Consider the following 22,049-nt stretch of genomic DNA (forward strand, 5'->3'; position numbering starts at 1 on the left):
CACTGATCAACGCGTACGCCTAAGGTAGAATAGCGTTTTTTTACGCCATCAGTGGAACCGCTCATGCTGGACAAGCTCTTCAAGCTCTCCGAGCACCAAACAACCGTCAAAACTGAAGTTATTGCAGGACTGACCACCTTCCTGACAATGATCTACGTTATTTTCGTCAACCCAACCGTTCTTTCAGGAACCGGGATGGATGCTGGCGCTGTCTTCGTTGCTACCTGCCTTGCTGCTGCCATCGGCTGTTTCGTGATGGGCTTCTGGGCAAACTATCCGATCGCCCTTGCCCCCGGCATGGGGCTGAATGCGTTTTTCAGCCTCACCGTAGTCGGCCAGATGGGCTACAGTTGGGAAACTGCACTGGGCGCCGTATTCATTTCAGGCATCTGTTTCTTCCTGCTGTCCATCTTCCGCATCCGTGAATGGATCATCAACAGCATTCCCATGTCCCTCAAGGGTGGTATCGGTGCCGGTATCGGCCTGTTTCTGGGCTTCATTGGCCTGAAAAACGCCGGGATTGTCACTGACGATACTCACACACTGGTAACCATCGGCGACATGAGCCAGTGGGGCCCGGTCATGGCCAGTCTGGGCTTTATCATTATTGCCACTCTGTATTACCGCAAAGTAACCGGCTCGGTGATGATCGGAATCCTGGCCATTACCCTGCTCAGCCTGGCTACCGGCCATGTTGAGTTCAAGGGTATCGCCTCCGCACCACCATCACTGGCACCGACACTGGCTCAACTGGATATCCAGGGCGCACTGAGCATCGGCATGATCAGCGTTATCTTCTCATTCCTGTTTGTTGACTTGTTTGACACCTCGGGCACCCTGATCGCGGTCGCCCAGAAGGGCAAACTACTCAACAAGGATGGCAAATTGCCTCGCCTCGGCCGCGCACTGATGGCCGACTCCACCGCCACCATGGCCGGCTCCGTACTGGGCACGTCCACCACGACCAGCTATATTGAGTCCGGTGCTGGCATTGCAGCGGGTGGCCGTACCGGCCTGACGGCCGTTGTGGTCGGCGTACTTTTTCTGGCCAGCCTGTTCCTGTCACCATTGGCCGGCACCATACCTGCCTATGCGACAGCACCTGCACTGCTGTTCGTTGCCGTATTGATGACCCACAGCCTGGTCAAGATCGATTGGGACGACATCACTGAAGCCGCACCTGTCGTGATCGCAACGGTCAGCATGCCACTGACCTTTTCCATCACTACCGGCATTGCCTTCGGCATTATCTCCTACACAGCCATCAAGGCCCTCAGCGGTCGCTTTGATCAGCTCAATCCGGCGCTGTGGGTTCTGTCTGCACTGTTCATCGCAAAGATGGCTTTCTACGGCTAACTCCGCCGCCGGCAGAGCTACACCTGCCGGATGACAGCCACAAAAAAGGGGTGGAGACCTGAGTCTCCACCCCTTTTTCATATCAACAACCGATCAGAGCAGCAGGCGACGAATATCGCTTAGCAGCCCATTAAGGTCGGTCAGGAAGCGACCGGCATCACCACCATTGATGGCGCGATGGTCATAGGACAGACACAACGGCAACATCAGACGTGGCTCGAACTCTTTGCCATTCCAGCGCGGCTTGATGTCGGCCTTGGAAATGCCGAGAATCGCAACTTCTGGTGCATTCACGATCGGCGTAAAGCCGGTGCCGCCAATACCGCCAAGGCTGGAAATGGTGAAACAAGCCCCCTGCATTTCGTTCGGCTTGAGCTTACGGTCCTTGGCCTTGCCTGCCAGCTCGATTGCTTCACGCGACAGCTCATAGATGCTCTTCTTGTCGGCATCCTTGATCACCGGCACCATCAAGCCGTGCGGTGTATCGACAGCAATACCGATATTGACATACTTTTTGTAGACAATATGTTCGCCATCGTCATGCAGCGATGCATTGAACTTCTGATGACGCGAGAGCGCAATCGCAGCCGCCTTGATCATGAACGGCAGAGGCGTCAGCTTGACCCCCTCTTTTGCCGCTTCATCCTTCATGTCCTTGCGGAACGCTTCCAGCTCGGTGATATCAGCATCATCGAACTGAGTCACGTGCGGTACGTTCAACCAGTTGCGGGACATGTTGTCGCGGGTGATCTTGCCAACCTTGCTCAGCTTAACCAGCTCGATCTCGCCGAACTTGCTGAAGTCGACCGCAGGAATCGCCGGAATTCCACTACCGCCGGTCACGGCTGCAGGCCCCTTCTCGGACAACTGTTTGAGTGCAGACTTCACATACGCCTGCACATCTTCCTTAACGATACGGCCATTGCGACCAGTACCGGCAACACTGGCCAGCTCAACACCAAACTCACGCGCCAGCGCACGCACAGCAGGACCGGCATGCACATTACGGTTCTTTTGCTCCAACGCACTCAAATCAACCGCTTTGCCCGCACTTGATACAGCAGCCGGCGTTGACGGCGCTGCGGTCTGAGTCGAAGCCGGTGCAGTCGCTTTTGGCGTTTCCACCGGAGCCGAAGCAGCAGGGGCACCCGCCACTTCAAGCTCGATGATCACATCACCTTCACTGACCCGGTCACCTTCCTTGATGTTGACCGCCACTACCTTGCCACCCTTGGGTGCAGGTACTTCCATGGAAGCCTTGTCGGTTTCCAGCGTGATAAGACTGTCGCCTTCGGCGATCTCATCACCCACTTTGACCAGTACTTCGATCACGTCTACATCGGCCGCACCGGACAGGTCCGGTACCGCAACCGGCTCGACACCACCGGGCGTGGCCGGCGCTGCAGCAGGCGCTGCAGTCGGTGCTTCAGCTTCAGCTTCAGCTTCAGCTGCAGCTGAAACCGGAGCTTCCTCTACAGCCGCACCACCCACTTCAAGTTCCAGCAGCAGATCACCTTCATTGATCTGATCGCCTTCCTTGATGGTCACGGAAACGACCTTGCCACCCATCGGCGCAGGGACTTCCATTGAAGCCTTGTCGGTCTCCAGAGTGATAAGACTGTCGCCTTCCGCGATCTCGTCACCGGCCTTGACCAGCACTTCGATCACATCAACATCGGCAGCGCCGGACAGATCCGGCACCAAAACCTGCTCGGTCCGGGTCGCTGCTGCTGCCGCAGGAGCTGCCGCCGGAGCGGGTTCAGCAGTCGGAGCTGCGGCCGCTGCCGGGGCTGCTTCAACCGGAGCCGGAGCCACATCACCTGCGCCTTCGGTTTCCAGTTCCAGAATGGCATCACCTTCGTTGCAGGTACCGCCTTCGGCCACGATGATATTTTTCACCACACCCGCATGCGTGGAGGGAACCTCCATGGAAGCCTTGTCGGTCTCCAGCACAATCAGGGAATCACCCTCGGCAATGGTGTCGCCCACTTTGACACATACTTCAATGATGTCGACGTTTTCGCTACCGCCGATATCAGGCACTGTAATGGTAGTCGTAGTCACAATAAATCCTCTCGCTTAAACCAGTCAGATGTTCACTCGCCCGGCCGCTTACAGCGTCCAGGGAGCCGGTTTGTCCGGGTTGATGTTGAACTTCTGAATGGCCTTGGCGACAACCGAAGCTTCCAGTTTGCCCTCTTCCTGCAACGCCTTGAGCGCAGCAACGGTGACGTAGTAACGGTTCACCTCAAAGAACTCACGCAGCTTGCCACGGGTATCCGAGCGACCGAAACCGTCGGTACCCAGCACCTTGTAGCGACGCGGGATGTATTCACGCAGCTGATCGGCGTACATGCGAATGTAATCGGTGGAGATGATCACCGGACCTTCACGACCGTCCAGGCACTGCTCAACGTAAGACGTACGCTCCGCCTGTTCAGGGTGCAGCAGGTTCCAACGGCTGACTTCCTGAGCTTCACGACGCAATTCGTTAATGGAGGTTGTACTCCATACATCAGACTCGATACCGAACTCGTCGCGCAGGATAACGGCGGCCTCACGCACTTCGCGCAGAATGGAGCCACACCCCATCAGCTGCACCTTGAGCTCTGCATCCTTGCCCTCTTCCAGCAGGTACATGCCCTTGATGATGCCGTCTTCGGCACCCTGCGGCATTTCCGGATGCTGGTAGTTTTCGTTCAGGGTAGTGATGTAGTAGAACTTGTTTTCCTGGTCCTGATACATGCGCTTCAGGCCGTCCTGCACGATAACCGCCAGCTCATAGCCATAGGTCGGATCGTAGGAGATGCAGTTCGGAATCATCTGCGCCATCAGATGGCTATGACCGTCCTGATGCTGCAGGCCTTCGCCGTTCAGCGTGGTCCGGCCTGATGTGGCACCAATCAGGAAACCGCGCGCCTGGGAATCACCGGCCGCCCAGGCCAGGTCCATGATGCGCTGGAAGCCGAACATGGAGTAGAAGATGTAGAACGGCACCATGGTGCAGCCATTGTTGGCATAAGAGGTTGCCGCCGCAATCCAGGCCGACATGGCACCCGCTTCATTGATCCCCTCCTGCAGGATCTGGCCGTTCTTGGACTCTTTGTAGTACATGATCTGATCGGAGTCGTGCGGCACATAGCGCTGACCTTCAGACGAGTAGATACTCAGCTGACGGAACATGCCTTCCATGCCAAAGGTGCGGGCTTCGTCCGGTACGATCGGTACAACACGCTCGCCCATCTGCTTGTCTTTTACCAGCGTGCTCAGCACACGGTTAAGCGACATCTGCGTGGACAGCGTACGCTCGCCACTGGATTTCAGCTGACCGGAGAACGCCTCCAATGCCGGAATTTCCAGCGCTTCGAATTCGGTACGACGCGCCGGGTAGAAGCCACCCAACTGCTTGCGACGCTCGAACATGTACTTCATTTCCGCAGAGTCCGGAGACGGGCGGTAGTACGGCACTTCCTTCAGCTGATCGTCGGACAGCGGGATGTTGAAGTTGTCGCGGAATGCCTTGAGGTCTTCCAGCGCCACTTTCTTCATTGAGTGGGTGTCGTTCTTGGCCTGACCTGACTGCCCGGTACCGTAGCCCTTCACGGTCTGCGCCAGAATAACGGTCGGCTGACCCTTGTTGTTCATGGCCTGATGGTAGGCCGCGTACACTTTGTACGGGTCATGACCACCACGGTTCAGCTTCATGATCTCGTCATCGGACATGTCCTTGACCAGTTCAAGCAGCTCCGGGTATTTGCCGAAGAAGTGCTCACGGGTATACGCGCCGCCGTTGGCCTTGTAGTTCTGCAACTCGCCGTCGCAAACTTCATTCATGCGCTTGGTCAGCAGGCCCGTCGTATCACGCTCGAACAGCGGATCCCAATGACGCCCCCACAGAACCTTGACCACGTTCCAGCCGGCACCTTTAAAGACGCCTTCCAATTCCTGCACGATCTTGCCGTTACCGCGCACCGGTCCATCCAGACGCTGCAGGTTACAGTTGATCACGAACACCAGGTTTTCCAGCTGCTCACGGCCAGCCAGAGAGATGGCACCCAGCGTTTCCGGCTCGTCGCATTCGCCGTCACCCAGGAACGCCCATACCTTGCGATCGCCACGTTTGACCAAGTCACGGGCAGACAGGTAACGCATCACGTGCGCCTGATAGATCGCCTGAATCGGCCCCAGCCCCATGGACACGGTCGGGAACTGCCAGAAGTCCGGCATCAACCAGGGGTGCGGATAGGAAGACAGACCGTTGCCATCCACTTCTCGACGGAAGTTGTCCAGCTGTTCTTCGGTCAGACGACCTTCAAGGTAGGCGCGTGCATAGATGCCCGGAGAGATATGGCCCTGGAAGAACACCATATCGGACTCACGACCGCCATCAGGGCCATGGAAAAAGTAGTTGAAGCCAATGTCATACAGGGTGGCGGAGGAAGAAAAGCTGGAGATATGGCCGCCCAGAGCGTCGTCATTGTCGTTGGCGCGCATTACCATCGCCATCGCATTCCAGCGAATGAACGAACGAATACGACGCTCAATGAACAGATCACCTGGCATACGGACTTCGTCACGCGGCGAAATGGTATTCACGTACGGCGTGTTAACGGTCACACCCGCATCAACGCCCATGACGGACGCTTTGGCACCGAGTTCGCGCAGCAGATAACGCGCGCGCTCATCACCGCCGTTTTTGGCGACGGATTCGAGAGCATCCATCCATTCCTGGGTTTCGATTGGATCGATATCTTCAATCATGTCTCGCACTTTGCCTTCTCCGATCACTTGTAAGCGTGGATATTCCAGGATCAACCAGCGCAGCGTGGATTACACGCACAAACACATAAGGCTGTCTCGGTTATTGTGGTTTTATATGTAGTAATACTACATTTGCACTATACTTTTGTCTATGACCCGCAATTGAGTCGACATCGTCCGGGATAAAGCCCCTTCAAAATGTAGTATTTTGACACTTCGTCATGCCGTGTCATGGTTCAGATTAGACCGTCTTAGCGCTCTTTCCAGTCGCGTCCGCTCTCGTCCCTGCTCCATCAATACCTCTTCGACAAAGGCCAGATGGTCATGCGCAGCTTGGCGCGCCACCTCAGGTTCAGCACGCAAGATGGCCTGCAACAGCAGATGGTGCTGCTCGTGAATGCGAGCGCGCATCTCCCCTGTCGGATAAATCTGCTGCAAATTGTCCCAAATATGTTGGCGTAACAGTGTGAACAGCGCACGCATCATGTGCAGTAACACAACATTGTGGGTTGCTGCGGCGATCGCCAGATGAAATTCCACATCAGCTTCCACTTCCTTGTCGAACGCTTTCTCTTCATGGAACTGCTGCAGGCGCTCAAAGCAGGTCTGAATCGTCGCCTTGTCCGCAGGGGTGGAGCGCAATGCTGCATAGTAGGCACTGACGCCTTCCAGCGCATGACGAAACTCCAGCAGGTCATACTGTGATTCCGGGTGTGTTTTAAACAGCTCCAGCAATGGATCGGACAACCCGGCCCCCAAGTCTTCGGTGACAAAACTGCCTCCGCCCTGCCGACTGACCAGCAGCCCCTTGGCCGCCAGCTTTTGTATCGCTTCACGTACCGAAGGCCGCGATACTTCGAACCGAGTCGCCAACTCACGTTCTGGCGGCAATCGCTGGCCCGGCTGAAGCGCCCCTTCCAGAATCATGGTTTCCAACTGCTGCATGATGACATCCGAAACCCGGGGTTGCTTGACACGCGTATAAACCATACTTCAATGATTACCTGAAAGTTCGCTATGAATAGGGCTGACGTTAAATTGGTTTGACCAATTATTCAACCGGGTTTTATCCCCTGCATACTGAAAAATATTGACAGCGGCTCGGGCCAAACCATACAGTCCACTAAATAACTATGGATAATTGGTCTTACCAATTATGGTGATTGAATGAATCCCCAATACCTGCGCTTCCTGGAACAGCTCCAACATTTCATTCCCGAACAACGTCTGATCACGGACCCGCTGCGCACACTCGCCTACGGCACTGATGCCAGCTTCTACCGCCTGATCCCGCAGATTGTGGTCCGGGTTGAGCACGAGCAGGAGGTGATACGGCTGATCAGCCTGGCCAATGAGCATGCTCTGCCGCTGACCTTCCGGGCCGCCGGCACCAGCCTGTCAGGCCAGGCCATTACCGACTCGGTACTGGTACAACTGGGTGATGGCTGGACCGGTTATTCAATCAACGAGGACGCCAGTCAGATCCGCCTGCAACCCGGTGTAATCGGTGCGCATGCCAACCGCTACCTGGCACCCTTTCAACGCAAGATCGGCCCCGATCCCGCTTCCATCAATGCCGCCAGAATCGGCGGTATTGCCGCCAATAACGCCAGCGGCATGTGCTGTGGCACCGCCCAGAACAGTTACCGGACACTCCGCGCCATGCGCATGATTCTGTCGAACGGCTCGGTACTGGATACGGGCGACCCAGTCTCGGTGCGGCTGTTTCAGCAACAGCACCGAGGCTTGCTCGACAGTTTGGGTACATTGGCGGCGCTGACCCGCGCCAACACCGAACTGAGACAAAAAATCGAACACAAGTACCGACTCAAGAACACCACCGGTTACGCACTCAACGCCCTGACCGACTTTGAAGATCCGATCGAGATCCTGCAGCACCTGATGATCGGCTCTGAAGGAACGCTCGGTTTCATCTCCTCCATTACCTATAACACGGTACCCGAACACCCGCATAAAGCATCGGCACTGGTGTTTTTCGACCGTGTACGCACTACCTGTGAAGCCGTGGCACTATTGAAAGCCACACCGGTTGCCGCTGTTGAACTGATGGACCGTGCCGGCTTGCGCGCGGTGGAACAAAAGCCGGGAATGCCTGACTTTATCCGCTCCCTGCCTGAAGATGCCGCCGCTCTGCTGATCGAAACTCGCGCCGAAGACCCGACCCGACTGCAACAGCAGATTACCGAGATAGGTGCCGCGATCGCCCATCTTGAAACCAGTCAGCCATACAGTTTTACGACCGACCCAGACACCTGCGCCCGCTACTGGGCCATTCGTAAGGGCCTGTTTCCGGCCGTGGGGGCCGTGCGCCAGACCGGTACCACCGTAATCATTGAAGATGTCGCGTTTCCGGTAGCGCAACTGGCGGATGCCGTAGCCGACCTGCACCAGCTGTTCAAGCGCTGGGACTACCCCGAAGCCTTGATTTTCGGTCACGCCCTTGAGGGCAATCTGCACTTCGTGTTTACCCAGTCTTTCGACTCCGCCACCGCATTGCAGCGCTATGAAGGACTCATGGACGATGTTGCCGATCTGGTGGTCGGAAAATACGGCGGCTCACTGAAGGCCGAGCATGGAACCGGACGTAACATGGCACCCTATGTCGAACGTGAGTGGGGCAGCGATGCCTACCGGTTGATGCACGAAATCAAATCGCTGCTCGACCCAGCGGGTATTCTGAACCCGGGCGTGATTCTCAACCCAGACCCCAAAATCCATCTGCGCAACCTCAAGCCCATGCCTGCAGCTGACCCGCTGGTCGATACCTGTATTGAATGCGGCTTCTGCGAACCTGTATGCCCGTCGCGCGACCTGACTCTGACGCCACGCCAACGCATCGTCATCTGGCGCGAAATCTCCCAGCTGCAACGCAGCGGTGAGGATTCGCAACGGCTGCAGCAATTGCAAAAAGACTATGCCTATCAGGGCGATGAAACCTGTGCGGCCTGTGGCCTGTGCTCAACCAGCTGCCCTGTCGGCATCAATACCGGCGACCTGACCCGCCAGATTCGCCATCAGCACAATCTTAATCGCGACAGGTCGGCTGATTGGCTGGCCACACACTACGCCGGCGCCATGCGCACCAGTCGCGCACTGTTCACTCTTGCCGATACCGCCCACCGCCTGATCGGCAGTGATCGCATGCAAACACTCACCCGGGGCACTCGACGCCTGAGCGGCAACCGGATTCCGCTGTGGACACCGGCCATGCCAACGGCAGCCGCCAAACCCGCAGTCCCCATCTCTCCGGTAGCACCCTCTTCGCCCGATACGGACAAGGTTGTCTATCTGCCCAGCTGTGCCAGCCGCACCATGGGCCCCATGCGAGGTGCCGAAGACTCTGCTTCCCTGGCTGACAAAACGATACAACTGCTGCAAAAGGCGGGCTTTGAAGTCATTCTGCCCGACGCCCTGGAAGGCCTTTGCTGCGGCATGCCGTTTCAGTCCAAAGGACTGTTTACAGCTGCCGACCACAAACGTACCGAACTCAACGCCCGGCTCTTGCAGATCAGCGAACAGGGACAGATTCCGATCTATTCCGATACCAGCCCGTGTAGTCTAAGGCTGCAGGAAGGACTGGACCCTGTGCTCAAGCTCTATGACAGCATCGAATTTATTGATCGCTTTGTGCTGCCAAGGCTCGAAATCACCCCTCTCGAGACACCGGTAGCACTGCACGTTACCTGCAGCAGCCAACGCCAGGGCCTCGACGCTGCGCTCAAGCGCATCCTTTCGGCCTGCAGCCATGAAGTCGTCATTCCGGATCAGATCAGCTGCTGCGGGTTTGCCGGCGACAAGGGATTTACCACCCCTGAACTCAACGCCAGTGCGCTGCGCACATTGAAACCGCAGGTCCAGCATTGCAGCGGCGGCTACTCCACCAGTCGCACCTGTGAAATCGGTTTGAGCCATCACAGCGGGATTGAATACCGCTCGGTCGTCTATCTGCTGGAACAGTGTTCACAGCCGAAGGTACAAACGGAAGCACACTGATACCGACCCAGAGGCGGAAAACACGGGGACTAATGGTATTATCCTGCGAGCTGAAAACAGGTTCGGCCAGCGGTCCCCCACCGTAGCAGCACAAACATTTGCTGACCCGGTGGGCTGACCGGCCTTCCGCCCGCTAAAGGAACCTTCATGGACAGTACCTCCCTCGCACTGCTGGAACGTATTTTTCTCACCGTTTTTCCCCTCGTCGTGATTGTCAGCGTGGGGTTTTTCTATGCCCGAGCCCGAACAACCGACATGTCGGTTGCCAACCGCATCAATATCGACGTGTTCTGCCCTGCACTGATTTTTTCGGTCATGTCGGCCAAGTCTTTTGACCTGCCTGCCTATTCCAACTTGGCATTCGGCGCATTGCTCGTGGTACTGGGCTCCGGCCTGCTGCTATGGCCGCTGTGCCGTTTGCTGGGCGTACAGATCAAGACATTTCTGCCACCGATGATGTTCAACAACAGTGGCAACCTCGGCATTCCTCTGCTGGTGCTCGCCTTCGGCGAACAGGCACTGCCGGCAGCCGTGATTCTGTTTCTGGTCGAGAACCTGCTGCATTTTACCGTTGGCATTTATATGCTCGACCACCGCACCAACCCGTTCAATGTGCTGCGCATGCCGATGATTATTGCCACTATCGCCGGATTGCTGTTCAGCAGCTTTGATTGGACCTTGCCCGCAGCCGTGCAGGTACCGATCGACATGCTGGGACAGATTGCCATACCACTGATGTTGTTCGCACTGGGAGTACGCATGACCAGTGTCGATTTCACACATTGGAAAATAGGGGCATGGGGAAGTGTGCTGGCACCCGCCAGCGGCGTCCTGGTTGCACTGGCCTTACAGCCGATACTACAGCTTGAACCCTTGCAATTCAGTTACTTACTGATATTCGGCGCATTGCCGCCGGCGGTACTGAACTACATGATGGCAGAACGCTACAATCAAGAGCCTCAGCAAGTGGCGTCGATTGTGCTGCTGGGTAATATCGGTAGCTTGCTGGTGATTCCCATCGCCTTGGCGTTTGCACTCCAGGCAGGCTGAACGGACATTAAACACCGGACGGTGTCATATCCCGTCCGGTTTCTCGGTTTACTCTGCTGCCGTCGGCTGCAACAGAATCAGCTCCCGATTCTTGTCTAGGGTCGTGGCACCAATCCCTTTCACATCCGTGATCTGCTCGACAGCCACAAAGGGGCCATTGGCTTCACGATAGGCAACGATGGCTTCTGCCTTGGCCGGGCCGATACCGTTGAGGGACATTGCGATTTGAGCAGCACTGGCGGTATTGATATCCACCGGTTCAGCCGCTAATGAGAAGGGGGAAAACAACAGCGTGGTCGAGAGCAGCACACTGCTCAGAAGGCGCTTTATCATGGTCGCTTCCTTTCGATGATAAGGTAAGTGCCGGCCATCCTTGACCGACGCAGCCATGGTAGACAGCTCATACTTCAAGCAGAAGCCCAAGCTGCCGTTTTGTTGACCTCAATCAGGCCTGACGTGCATTCAGTGCTGCTGCCACATCATTCTGTATGCACGCGGCGACATCGGCAGGCGTGCTCGCCTGGGTAATCGGGCGGCCGATCACCAGGTAATCACTGCCGGTATGGATAGCCTGTGACGGCGTCATGATTCTGCGCTGGTCGCCCTGCTCGGCGTCCGCCGGACGGATACCCGGTGTTACCAGTGCAAACGGCTGCTCAATCGCCGCACGAATGGCAGCCACCTCCTGTGCCGAGCAGACCACGCCATCCAGCCCCGCAGACTGCGTCAACCGGGCCAGCCGGACCACCTGTTCAAGTGGGTCGATGTCCAGACCAATTTCGGCCAGATCACTGCGCTCCATGCTGGTCAGCACAGTCACCGCAATCAGCAGGGTCCTGTTATCGGCCACCTGCTCCAGCTGTTCCCGGGCCGCTTCCATCATCCGGCGACCACCCGAGGCATGCACGTTTACCATCCACACACCCATTTCCGCAGCTGCTCGAACCGCCCGCGCCGTGGTGTTAGGGATATCATGAAACTTGAGATCGAGGAATACGTCGAAGCCGAGAGCATGCAGCGCTTCCACCACAGACGGGCCACAGCGGGTGAATAGTTCCTTGCCCACTTTCACCCGACACAAGGCCGGGTCCAGTTGACGCGCCATCTGCACGGCAGATGCCTGATCAGGGTAATCAAGGGCAACAATGATTCTGTTGGTATCGATGATGGTCATGTTGGAGGTCTCTTACTCGCCTTCCAGGCCCTGTATCGGGCCTGTCGTGCCCCATTGCTTGCAGGATGGACATTGCCAATGCAATAGCCGCCCAGCAAACCCGCAATGGTTACACTGGTAGATGGGTTTACTCTGCTCCAGCTGGCCGGTCAGGCCACGCAAGACACTGAGACTTTGCCGGGTACTGCTGGAGCCGTACTCGATGTGCATATCAATCAAGCGGTTGAACCCCTTGACCGAGGGACGCTTCTTCAACTCTTCCGTAAGAAACTTGCCGGCAGCATAAACATCCTGCTGCTGCCGTATAATCTCGGCATACGCGATAATTACTGTCGTAGAGGGAACCCGGCCAAGGCAGTGACGCAGATAGGCTTCGAAGTCAGCTTCCCCTTTCAAGGCACGGTAACACTCGCTCAACGGCGCGATGGTTTCCGATACAAACAGCGCATTCTGCTGCGCAACCTGCTTCAAGCTCTTGATCGCCGCACGCCAGCGCGACTGCGCCATCTGCATCTGCGCCCGAATCAAACTGGCACGACAGCAGTTCTTGTCATACACCAGTGCCTGACGCAGGTGCCGCTCCGCAGCCGACAGATCACCAGCCTTCTGAGTCACCAACGCCAGTTCACAACAGTAATGTGCCAGCTCGTGCTGGATATCGACCAGATCAATCGACAGCAACTGGCTCGCACTGTCCAGTGCATACTGCCATTCCCGCTCTTTCTCGTATAACTTGATCAACAGCGTCAGCGCCTGACGTCGATACTCGACATCCGTTGCATGCTGGATGATCTCCCTGAGCAGATTTTCAGCCCGGTCCAACAGTCCCAGCGCATCGTAATCACGCGCCAACGCCATCTGAATACGCAGGTAAACCGCCGGTGGCAGGTCCGGCCGAGCCAGTAGCTTCTGGTGAATCCCCACCGCGCGATCAACATCGCCCTTGCGTCGCAACAGTTTGGCCAGAGCCAAATGCGCCGGAATCGTATCCGAATTGATCTCAAGCGCACGAATGAAGCTTTCAATCGCCTCATCCGTGTTCTCGTTGATCAGATGATCAAGTCCAATAAAATATTCTGTACTGAGGTCATTGCGGGACGACTCAAGCGACTGCTTCTGCAGCAACTGAAAGCGCCCCAACCACCACCCGGCTCCTACCGCAACAAACAGCGGAATGATCAGCAGGTAATCAGAGAACATTTCAGAGGGTGTCTTTGAGGCCAGCGGTGCGCAATTTATCCAACTCTTTACGAGAGCTCTGCTCTTGACGACGAGCATTTCTGAGGCGCGCTTTCAGTGCCAGCAGCGTCATACTGCTGAGCAACATGCCACAGATGCCGCCCAACACAAAAACCGCAATCAGCCACAACGACAGGCTGGCTTCCGGCAAGGTTAGAAACACCAGATCAATGGTGACCGGTTCGGTATTGTGAATAGTAAACAGTATGCCTATGCCGATTACCATCAGCGCCAGCAGTGTAAAAATCAATTTTTTCAGCCAGTTCACGCGTTAATCCTCTGCAGTTGACCGGCACTATTATGACAGCGAATTCAATAGCCGGCTTTAAGCCCTTCGTTCACTTGGTCACGCAGTTCCTTACCCGGCTTGAAGTGAGGAACATACTTGGCCGTCAGGGGAACAGCTTCTCCGGTCTTGGGGTTCCGCCCCATTCGCGGCGCGCGATAGTGTAGCGAGAAGCTACCGAAACCGCGAATCTCAATGCGTTCACCGGTCGAAAGTGCGTCGGTCATATGATCAAGCATGGTTTTAACCGCCAACTCCACATCTTTGACCGACAGCTCGGGGTGGGCATCAATCAAACGCTCGATTAACTCTGATTTGGTCATAACACCTCCGGTTCAGACCGAATGCCCTGCACTCACGTGCAGGGCCTCAGACTAGAGCGACATATATTCAGGAGTCCTGTTTTTTCATCTGCTGCTTGATCAGGTCACCGATGGTCGTCGGTCCCTGCTCAGGTGCCGCCTGCTCCTGTACTGCCTTCATCGCCTGTTGCGTCTGTGCACGTTCCATCTGGCGCACGGACAGGTTGAGTACACGGTTGCGGCGATCAACACTAAGCACGGCCGCTTCAATCTCCTCACCCGCCTTGAGCTCATGGGTAAGATCATCAACATGTGCTGCGGACAACTCAGACACTTTGAGTATGGCTTCGATACCGTCGACCAGAGTCAATGTCGCCTGACGCGGGGTTACATCCTGTACCACCGCGCGCACGATAGTGCCCTTGGGATACTGCTCGGCAGACTGGGTAAAGGGATCCGAGTTAAGCTGCTTGATGCCCAGGGCAATGCGCTCACGCTCAGGATCAATAGACAGTACCAGCGCTTCGACTTCATCACCCTTGCTATAGGTTTTCATCGCCTCTTCGCCAGGCAGATCCCATGACAGGTCGGACAGATGTACCAGCCCGTCTACACCACTATCCAGACCGATGAAGACACCAAAATCGGTAATCGAGCGCACCCGTCCCTTAAGCACATCGCCCTTGGCATGTTGACTGGCAAACTGCTCCCACGGATTGGGTTTGCACTGTTTCATGCCCAGCGAGATACGGCGGCGCTGCTGGTCGATGTCGAGAATCATGACCTCGATTTCATCACCCACCTGCACCAATTTTGACGGATGAACGTTCTTGTTGGTCCAATCCATTTCCGACACATGCACCAGCCCTTCAATGCCGGGAGCAATCTCGGCAAAGCAGCCGTAGTCGGTCAGATTGGTGACACGTGCAGTCACCCGACTGCCCGCGCTATATTCGGCAGCCAACTTGTTCCAGGGATCTTCCTGCAGCTGTTTGAGGCCCAGAGATACCCGCTTGCGCTCGGCATCATATTTGAGCACCTTAACGTCGACTTCATCACCGACATTGAGTACTTCACTGGGGTGTTTGACCCGTTTCCAGGCGATATCAGTGATATGCAATAGACCGTCGATACCACCCAAGTCGATAAATGCACCGTAGTCGGTCAGGTTCTTGACGATCCCCTTGACCACCAAACCTTCTTCCATCTTCTCCAGCAGTTTGTCGCGCTCGATGCTGTAGGCTTCCTCAAGCACAGCACGTCGTGACACCACCAGGTTATTACTGCGGGCGTCCAGTTTGACGATACGCAGTTCCAGCTCCTGCCCATCCAGGTGCGAGGTATCGCGCAACGGACGAACATCAACCAAAGAACCGGGCAGGAAGGCCTGCAGGCCGTTGACTTCGACCGTCAGACCGCCGCGCACGCGACCTATGATATGACCATGTACGCTGGTCCCCTCGGCATAGGCATCTTCCAGCACCGCCCACGCTTCAATGCGTTTGGCGCGCTCTCGGGAGAGAACGGTTGAGCCGAAGCCATCTTCCAGTGACTCCAGTGCAACACGCACTTCGTCACCGACCTGAAGATCACATTGACCCTTGTCATCACGGAACTGCTCCAGAGGAATGACACCCTCGGACTTGAGTCCCGCATTAACGGTCACAAAGTCATTATCGATCGCTACTACGGTTCCCGTCACAATCGATCCGGGCGCCATATTCAGCTCTTTCAGACTCTCTTCAAACAGCTCAGCAAAACTTTCGCTCATTACCGTTCCTTCCCAAGTTTGGACTACATCAGCGTAGTCCTCTGTGCCTGGCTTCATCCAGTACAGCTTGCAGTACTGCATCGATACTCATTGTCGTGGTATCAAGACGTACGGCATCCGATGCTGGTTTGAGGGGCGCAATCGCACGATTCATGTCACGCGCGTCGCGTGCTTTTATATCGTTCAATATATCATCAAGGCTAGCACCGGGTTCCTTGCTAATCAACTGCTTATAACGGCGTTGTGCTCGCTCTTCCGCACTGGCGTCAAGGTAGATCTTCAAACCGGCCGACGGGAACACCACTGTTCCCATATCACGACCATCCGCTACCAGCCCCGGCGCACAGGCAAAATCACGCTGACGGGCCAGCAATGCCTCACGCACAGGCCCCAATGCAGCAATGACCGAAGCCTCTTCACCAACCCGCTCGTTGCGGATGGCATGAGTCACTTCTTCACCTTCCAGAATGATCTGGATATCATGGCCGCTATCGGCAGCCTTGAACTGTACGTCCAGATGCGCCGCCAGTACTTCCAGCGCCTCCACGTCATCCAGCTCGACCCCATGGTGACGAGCCGCCAGCGCAGTCAGCCGGTAAAGCGCCCCGCTGTCGAGCAGGTGCCAGCCCAGTTCGCGCGCCAGCAACTGACAAATGGTACCCTTGCCGGACCCACTGGGACCATCAACGGTAATGACTGCTACCTGTTGTTCTCGGATGGACATCAGTCCTCCTCCTTATGTACTTTCAGACCGACACGTTGTGCCTGCTCGACAAAATCAGGATAGGCCGCAAGCATCATGCCACTGCGGGTCACCGTCACTGTTTCTGTATTACACAATCCTGCTGCCACGGCAGCCATGGCCATACGCAAACTGCCACGCGCTTCAACGCTGCCACCGTGCAATCCTCCACCGCTGACACGAATACTGTCCGCATCCCGAGTAATGCAACCGCCCAGCTCCGTCAGCATGGTGACTGCTTTCTGCACCGGATCATCTTCTTTGTGTGCGAGGCGAGCCAAGCCACTGAAACAGCTGTCTCCATGCGCAACAGCTGCGGCCACCAGCAGCAATGGCAACTCATCCACCGCCTGAGCCAGCAAACCGGCATCAACGGTAACACCGGTCAGCGTCGCTCCGGCTGTCACAACCAGATCTGCCACCGGCTCGCCCAGCTGCTCATCCGAGTTCTCGAGGACAATATTGGCCCCCATCAACTGCAACACCTGCAACGCCCCCAACCGACTGGGATTAACCCCAACTGCTTTCAACCGATAGCCACCGGCGTTGTTCCGGGAGCTGGCCACCAGCATGAACAGCGTTGCCCAGGAGATATCACCTGGCACCTGAATCGCGGTAGCCGTCAAACGCTGACCGGGGCGCAAGACAATATGTGCATCAGCCTGTGCTACCTCGGCACCGAGCGCCGCCAACATGCGTTCCGTATGGTCACGGGTCGACACCGGTTGATGAATCCGTGTTTCGCCTTCAGCCCACAGACCGGCCAGCAACAGCGAAGATTTCACCTGCGCACTGGGGAAAGGCAAGGTGTAATCGATGCCACGCAGTGATTGCCCCCCCTTGATATGCAGGGGTGCGCCGCCCTCGGCACCGGTTTCAATCACCGCCCCCATCTGTTTCAGCGGCTCCGTCACCCGGGTCATGTTGCGCTGGCACAGCGCCTCATCACCAAAAAGCTCGGTATCAAATGGCTGTGCAGCCAACACGCCGGCCAGTAAACGCATGGCGGTGGCCGAATGGCCCAGATACAACGGCCCCGGCGGAGGCTTGAGACCATGCAGACCGACACCAAAAACACGTACCTGGCCTTGATGTGGGCCTTCGATCACCACTCCCATATCCCGCAATGCCTGTAGCGTGGCCAGACTGTCTTCGTTTTCCAGAAAACCGCTGATATCGGTGACACCATCAGCAATGGCGGCAAGGATAATGGCCCGCTGTGAAATCGATTTGTCACCGGGTAGTGTCAGCTCTCCCCCTAGCTCAGCACCCCCTGTGGCCCGCAAATCTACCGGACGCAGATGATCATTCGATGAATAGGACGATTTATTGAGCAAACGCGTGAAGTGGTCACGTGCCGCCTTGGCCCGGGTAAAGATACCCAGCATGCCTTCACTGTCGGACTGTGCGATGGCACCACGCAGCCGGCTTACACCAGCGGTGTAGCGGTCGATCTGGGCAAGAATGGCGTCCCGGTTGGCCACACAGATGTCATGCCACATGGTCGGGTCGCTGGCTGCAATACGCGTGAAATCGCGGAAGCCACCGGCAGCGTAACGGAAGATATCGAGATTTTCCTCTTCCCGCGCCAGCGTATCCACCAGTGAAAATGCCAGCAGATGAGGCAAATGACTGGTCGCGGCCAGCACTTCATCATGCCGATCCACTTCCATCTGCAACACTTCGGCCCCGACGCTCTGCCACAAACGGGCCAGCTCCAGCGTTGCATTGGGGTCGGTTTCAGGCAGCGGCGTCAGAATCACCTTGTGATGCTCAAACAGGTCGGCATCAGAAGCACGTACACCGCTCTTTTCGGCACCGGCAATCGGATGTCCCGGGATGAACGTCGCTGGCAGATGACCGAAAATACGCCGTGCGGCCGTTACCAAATTACCCTTGGTGCTGCCGACATCCGTGACCAGCGTTTGCAGCTTCAAAAAGGGACGAATCTGCTCCAGCACCGTTTCCATCGCCTTGACCGGCACCGCCAGTACTACCAAATCAGCTGCGCCGACCTCGGCAGGCAGATCTTCAGCAATGCGATCAATGACCCCCAGTTCAAGCCCGAGGCGACACTCATCCATGCTGCGATCGGCACCCACGACTTCGCGGACACAGAAACGGGTACGCAGTGCCTTGGCAAAGGAGCCGCCGATCAGGCCAAGGCCGATAATCAGTACGCGCTCCAGACGGTATTGTGCAACCGGGGTATAGTTCAGCACGCAAGTACCTTCTTAAGTGCACGCAGGAAACGGTCATTCTCTTCCTGCAGGCCGATGCTGACCCGCAAGTGCTGTGGCATGTGGTAACCCGCTAACGGTCGCACAATCACACCCTCGCGCAGCAATGCCTCAAACACCGGCTGGGCCGGTCGAGCCACATCCACCGTGATGAAATTACCATGCGAGGGAATGAACCCCAGCCCCTGCTGCTTGAATCCCTGCTCAAGCTGCTGCATGCCCGTACGGTTCAGCTCAACGCTGCGTTGCAGATAATCCTGATCCTGCAGCACCGCCTGCGCAGCTGTCAGTGCAATCTGGGAAACGTTAAATGGCTGGCGCACCCGGTTCAGCAGGTCAGTGATGACCGAATTGGCGGCAGCAAAACCAATACGCAGCCCCGCCAACCCCCAGGCTTTGGAAAAGGTACGGGTGACAATAAGATTGGGGTATCGCGGCAACAGCGCCAGACCATCAGGGAAATCAGCCGATGTGGCGTATTCAGTATAAGCCTCATCAAGTACGACGATCACCTGTTCAGGCACCGAATCCAGAAATGCCACCAGCTCGTCGCGCAACAGTACCGTTCCCGTGGGATTGTTGGGGTTGGCAATGAACAACAAGCGGGTGCGATCGGTAATGGCATCCGCCATTGCCTGCAGGTTGTGCCCATATGCATGTGCTGGCGTCACCACAGCCGTCGCGCCACAGGCCTGGGTCACAATCGGATACACGGCAAAGGCATATTCGGAGAACACCACCTCATCATCGACGTTCAGAAACGCCCGTGCAATCAGTTCCAGCACATCGTTGGACCCATTGCCCAGGGTCAGCTGATCGACTGCGACACCGTAATGCCGGTGCAAGGCTCGCTTGAGACCAAAACCGCTACTGTCGGGATAACGGGTCGTATCCGCCAATACCGCGCGTACGGCGTCCATTGCCATGGCGCTCGGTCCCAGCGGGTTTTCATTGCTGGCCAGCTTGATAATGTTGCTGATGCCCAGCTCGCGCTCCAGCTCCTCCACCGGCTTGCCGGCTTCATAGGGGTGCAGTCCCTGCACTCCGCGTGTTGCCAGTGCCATAAAATCACATGACATGTCGTGGCATCCTTCTGGTCGGGTGAGACTTACAATACGGCTTTGGGGTAGGAACCGAGGTGCTTGACTTCAACCTTCAACGCATCCAGCTCAGCGAGCAGTTCGCTGACCTGCGCATCGGTGTTATGCCCTTCAAAATCGATATAGAACAGCATATTCCAGTCATGCTCACCGCTGCTGCGTGTCTCCAGCCGCGTCAGGCTGATCTGGCGTCGATGGAATGGTGCCAGCAAGTCATGCAGTGCGCCCGGCTCATCTTCGCACACCAGCAGCAGCGAGGTTTTGTCATCACCACTGGGACCGATGGCCTCGCGCCCGACCACCAGATAACGCGGACTACGATTGACCGCTTTACTGGAGACTTCCGGCGACAACTCTACCTCACCACAGATGAACAGGTTGAAACGGCGGAACAGATCCAGCGTATGCCGGATCAGACCGGCATTTTCACTCTCGATAGGCACCACGGCATAGTGCGCCTCACCACGCTCAACCGCCGTAAATACCTGCTCCAGACTGTCCAGCGCATGACAGCACGCGGATTGGCCGAAGTGCTTCTGTGCAGCCTGCTGGGTGAAAGTGCCCTCAGGACCGAGAAACACCACCTGCATCGACTCTTCCAACGCCAGGCAGACCGACATCACCTCACGGAACAGGCGCGCTACGGTAACATCCGCCAGCGGCCCTTCGTTGCGTGCCATAACGGCACGCAACACCTGAGCTTCACGTTCAGGGCGGTAAAACACCGGTGTTTCATCACCCTGACGATAATGTTCCTTGACGCTGGCTACCTGCTGAGCCAACCGCGCCCGATCATTCAGCAATTGATGGATCTGGCGGTCAACACTGTCGATCTGGTCACGTAGCACGCGCAGCTCGGCTTCCTGTGCATCAGCCGCCGGGGGTTGCTTCGCACTCATCAATCAGGCCTGCTCTTGCTCGAAACGCTGCATATAGTCGATCAATGCATCCACGGCCGCTTCAGGAACCGCGTTATAGATACTGGCACGCATGCCGCCGACAGAACGATGGCCCTGCAGGTTCAGCAGGCCCTCACGCTCTGCACCGCTCAGGAACGCCTGCTCCAGCGCGGCATCAGCCAGCGTAAACGGCACGTTCATGATCGAACGGTTGTTGATCGCCACCGGGTTGCCATAGAAACCACTGCCATCAATCGCCGCGTACAGCTTGGCCGCTTTGCGACGGTTGATTTCGGCCATGGCTTCGACACCGCCCTGACGCTTGAGCCACTGGAAGACCAGACCCGCCAAGTACCAGCCGAACGTCGGCGGCGTGTTGTTCATGGAATCGGCATCAGCATGAATCTGATAATCATACATGCTCGGCGTACCGGCCAGGGTCTGGCCGATCAGATCGTCACGTACGATAACCACGGTCAGACCCGCCGGACCGATGTTCTTCTGCGCACCGGCATAGATCAGACCAAAGCGGCTGACATCAACCGGGACCGACAAAATGTCAGATGACATGTCCGCTACCAGAGGTACGCTGCCGCTGTCGGGAATGTAGTCGAATTCAACACCGCCGATAGTTTCATTGGTAGTGTAGTGCAGGTAGGCCGCATTCGGGTCCAGTACCAGCTCAGACTGTGCCGGTGCCGAAGTGAAGCTGTTGGCCTCACTACTGGCCGCGATGTTGACGCGGCTATAGCGCTGGGCTTCCTTGATCGCTTTCTTCGACCAGATACCGGTGTTGATGTAGTCCGCTGACTCCGCACCACGCAGCAGATTCATCGGCACCATACCGAACTGGGCGGTGGCACCGCCCTGCAGGAACAGCACCTTGTAGTTGTCAGGCACGCCCATCAGGTCACGCAGATCCTGTTCGGCCTGAGTCGCCACACCAACATATTCGGCACTGCGGTGGCTCATCTCCATGATGGAGAGTCCCTTGCCATGCCAATCCAGCAGCTCTGCCTGAGCCTGCAACAGAACCTCTTCCGGCAACGCGGCGGGGCCTGCACTGAAATTATATTTGCGCGTCATATCTGTTCTTGCTTCCACTGTAATAAACG

General features: G+C 56.6%; 17 protein-coding genes. 3 read left to right on the forward strand and 14 right to left on the reverse strand.

The features are described 5' to 3' along the window. Nucleotides 1-63 precede the first annotated feature (63 nt). Nucleotides 64-1,356: an NCS2 family permease gene (locus CLV44_RS03675; RefSeq protein ID WP_106590758.1), complete on the forward strand. Its 1,293-nt coding sequence runs from the start codon at nucleotides 64-66 to the stop codon at nucleotides 1,354-1,356. 93 nt (nucleotides 1,357-1,449) lie between these two features. Here CLV44_RS03675 and aceF read toward each other — a convergent pair whose 3' ends face one another. From aceF to pdhR, 3 genes are all read right to left on the reverse strand, one after another. Then, the gene (gene aceF, locus CLV44_RS03680; RefSeq protein ID WP_106590759.1) at nucleotides 1,450-3,420 is read right to left on the reverse strand and encodes a pyruvate dehydrogenase complex dihydrolipoyllysine-residue acetyltransferase; all 1,971 of its coding nucleotides are present in this window, start codon (nucleotides 3,418-3,420) and stop codon (nucleotides 1,450-1,452) included. Nucleotides 3,421-3,468: 48 nt separating this feature from the next. Further along, entirely contained in the window at nucleotides 3,469-6,117 is a 2,649-nt protein-coding gene (gene aceE / locus CLV44_RS03685; protein ID WP_106590760.1) for a pyruvate dehydrogenase (acetyl-transferring), homodimeric type, read from the reverse strand. 219 nt (nucleotides 6,118-6,336) lie between these two features. Beyond that, the gene (gene pdhR, locus CLV44_RS03690; RefSeq protein WP_106590761.1) at nucleotides 6,337-7,107 is read right to left on the reverse strand and encodes a pyruvate dehydrogenase complex transcriptional repressor PdhR; all 771 of its coding nucleotides are present in this window, start codon (nucleotides 7,105-7,107) and stop codon (nucleotides 6,337-6,339) included. A 177-nt stretch (nucleotides 7,108-7,284) separates the two neighbouring features. Between pdhR and CLV44_RS03695 the strand changes: the two genes are divergently transcribed. Continuing rightward, nucleotides 7,285-10,131, forward strand: coding sequence for an FAD-binding and (Fe-S)-binding domain-containing protein (locus CLV44_RS03695; RefSeq protein WP_106590762.1), 2,847 nt, complete (start codon nucleotides 7,285-7,287; stop codon nucleotides 10,129-10,131). Between the two features lie 147 nt (nucleotides 10,132-10,278). Next, a complete protein-coding gene (locus tag CLV44_RS03700; RefSeq protein ID WP_106590763.1) occupies nucleotides 10,279-11,181 on the forward strand; it encodes an AEC family transporter in 903 nt (300 codons plus the stop codon). A gap of 48 nt (nucleotides 11,182-11,229) precedes the next feature. Here CLV44_RS03700 and CLV44_RS03705 read toward each other — a convergent pair whose 3' ends face one another. The 11 genes from CLV44_RS03705 to serC all read right to left on the reverse strand — a co-directional run bounded on the left by CLV44_RS03705 (nucleotide 11,230) and on the right by serC (nucleotide 22,020). Further along, nucleotides 11,230-11,514, reverse strand: coding sequence for a ComEA family DNA-binding protein (locus CLV44_RS03705; protein ID WP_106590764.1), 285 nt, complete (start codon nucleotides 11,512-11,514; stop codon nucleotides 11,230-11,232). 112 nt (nucleotides 11,515-11,626) lie between these two features. After that, nucleotides 11,627-12,355 (reverse strand): orotidine-5'-phosphate decarboxylase, encoded by a 729-nt coding sequence (gene pyrF, locus CLV44_RS03710; protein ID WP_211298075.1) that lies wholly within the window; start codon nucleotides 12,353-12,355, stop codon nucleotides 11,627-11,629. 12 nt (nucleotides 12,356-12,367) lie between these two features. Continuing rightward, a complete protein-coding gene (gene lapB, locus CLV44_RS03715; RefSeq protein WP_106590765.1) occupies nucleotides 12,368-13,555 on the reverse strand; it encodes a lipopolysaccharide assembly protein LapB in 1,188 nt (395 codons plus the stop codon). A gap of 1 nt (nucleotide 13,556) precedes the next feature. Continuing rightward, complete coding sequence (locus CLV44_RS03720) at nucleotides 13,557-13,862, reverse strand: LapA family protein (protein ID WP_106590766.1); 306 nt, start codon at nucleotides 13,860-13,862, stop codon at nucleotides 13,557-13,559. 44 nt (nucleotides 13,863-13,906) lie between these two features. After that, nucleotides 13,907-14,203, reverse strand: a complete 297-nt coding sequence (gene ihfB / locus CLV44_RS03725) for an integration host factor subunit beta (RefSeq protein ID WP_106590767.1) — start codon at nucleotides 14,201-14,203, stop codon at nucleotides 13,907-13,909. A 67-nt stretch (nucleotides 14,204-14,270) separates the two neighbouring features. After that, nucleotides 14,271-15,953 (reverse strand): 30S ribosomal protein S1, encoded by a 1,683-nt coding sequence (gene rpsA / locus CLV44_RS03730; protein ID WP_106590768.1) that lies wholly within the window; start codon nucleotides 15,951-15,953, stop codon nucleotides 14,271-14,273. Between the two features lie 28 nt (nucleotides 15,954-15,981). Further along, nucleotides 15,982-16,677, reverse strand: a complete 696-nt coding sequence (cmk, locus tag CLV44_RS03735; protein WP_106590769.1) for a (d)CMP kinase — start codon at nucleotides 16,675-16,677, stop codon at nucleotides 15,982-15,984. Beyond that, nucleotides 16,677-18,917: a bifunctional prephenate dehydrogenase/3-phosphoshikimate 1-carboxyvinyltransferase gene (locus CLV44_RS03740; protein WP_106590770.1), complete on the reverse strand. Its 2,241-nt coding sequence runs from the start codon at nucleotides 18,915-18,917 to the stop codon at nucleotides 16,677-16,679. Before CLV44_RS03740 ends, cmk begins: the two co-directional genes overlap by 1 nt. Further along, nucleotides 18,911-20,014 (reverse strand): histidinol-phosphate transaminase, encoded by a 1,104-nt coding sequence (gene hisC, locus CLV44_RS03745; protein ID WP_106590771.1) that lies wholly within the window; start codon nucleotides 20,012-20,014, stop codon nucleotides 18,911-18,913. The genes CLV44_RS03740 and hisC overlap by 7 nt, the downstream gene beginning before the upstream one ends. A 29-nt stretch (nucleotides 20,015-20,043) precedes the next feature. Beyond that, a complete protein-coding gene (gene pheA / locus CLV44_RS03750) occupies nucleotides 20,044-20,934 on the reverse strand; it encodes a chorismate mutase (protein WP_106590772.1) in 891 nt (296 codons plus the stop codon). Between the two features lie 3 nt (nucleotides 20,935-20,937). Further along, nucleotides 20,938-22,020, reverse strand: a complete 1,083-nt coding sequence (serC, locus tag CLV44_RS03755; RefSeq protein ID WP_106590773.1) for a 3-phosphoserine/phosphohydroxythreonine transaminase — start codon at nucleotides 22,018-22,020, stop codon at nucleotides 20,938-20,940. Between the last annotated feature and the right edge of the window lie 29 nt (nucleotides 22,021-22,049).

The organism is Marinobacterium halophilum, from assembly GCF_003014615.1.
Classification (GTDB): Bacteria; Pseudomonadota; Gammaproteobacteria; order Pseudomonadales; family Balneatricaceae; genus Marinobacterium; species Marinobacterium halophilum.

Coding starts and splice junctions, on each gene's coding strand:
- CLV44_RS03675 (WP_106590758.1), top strand. CDS start 64: ATGCTGGACAAGCTCTTCAAGCTCTCCGAGCACCAAACAACCGTCAAA.
- aceE (WP_106590760.1), bottom strand. CDS start 6,117: ATGATTGAAGATATCGATCCAATCGAAACCCAGGAATGGATGGATGCT.
- pdhR (WP_106590761.1), bottom strand. CDS start 7,107: ATGGTTTATACGCGTGTCAAGCAACCCCGGGTTTCGGATGTCATCATG.
- CLV44_RS03695 (WP_106590762.1), top strand. CDS start 7,285: ATGAATCCCCAATACCTGCGCTTCCTGGAACAGCTCCAACATTTCATT.
- CLV44_RS03700 (WP_106590763.1), top strand. CDS start 10,279: ATGGACAGTACCTCCCTCGCACTGCTGGAACGTATTTTTCTCACCGTT.
- CLV44_RS03705 (WP_106590764.1), bottom strand. CDS start 11,514: ATGATAAAGCGCCTTCTGAGCAGTGTGCTGCTCTCGACCACGCTGTTG.
- pyrF (WP_211298075.1), bottom strand. CDS start 12,355: ATGACCATCATCGATACCAACAGAATCATTGTTGCCCTTGATTACCCT.
- lapB (WP_106590765.1), bottom strand. CDS start 13,555: ATGTTCTCTGATTACCTGCTGATCATTCCGCTGTTTGTTGCGGTAGGA.
- ihfB (WP_106590767.1), bottom strand. CDS start 14,203: ATGACCAAATCAGAGTTAATCGAGCGTTTGATTGATGCCCACCCCGAG.
- rpsA (WP_106590768.1), bottom strand. CDS start 15,953: ATGAGCGAAAGTTTTGCTGAGCTGTTTGAAGAGAGTCTGAAAGAGCTG.
- cmk (WP_106590769.1), bottom strand. CDS start 16,677: ATGTCCATCCGAGAACAACAGGTAGCAGTCATTACCGTTGATGGTCCC.
- hisC (WP_106590771.1), bottom strand. CDS start 20,014: ATGTCATGTGATTTTATGGCACTGGCAACACGCGGAGTGCAGGGACTG.
- pheA (WP_106590772.1), bottom strand. CDS start 20,934: ATGAGTGCGAAGCAACCCCCGGCGGCTGATGCACAGGAAGCCGAGCTG.
- serC (WP_106590773.1), bottom strand. CDS start 22,020: ATGACGCGCAAATATAATTTCAGTGCAGGCCCCGCCGCGTTGCCGGAA.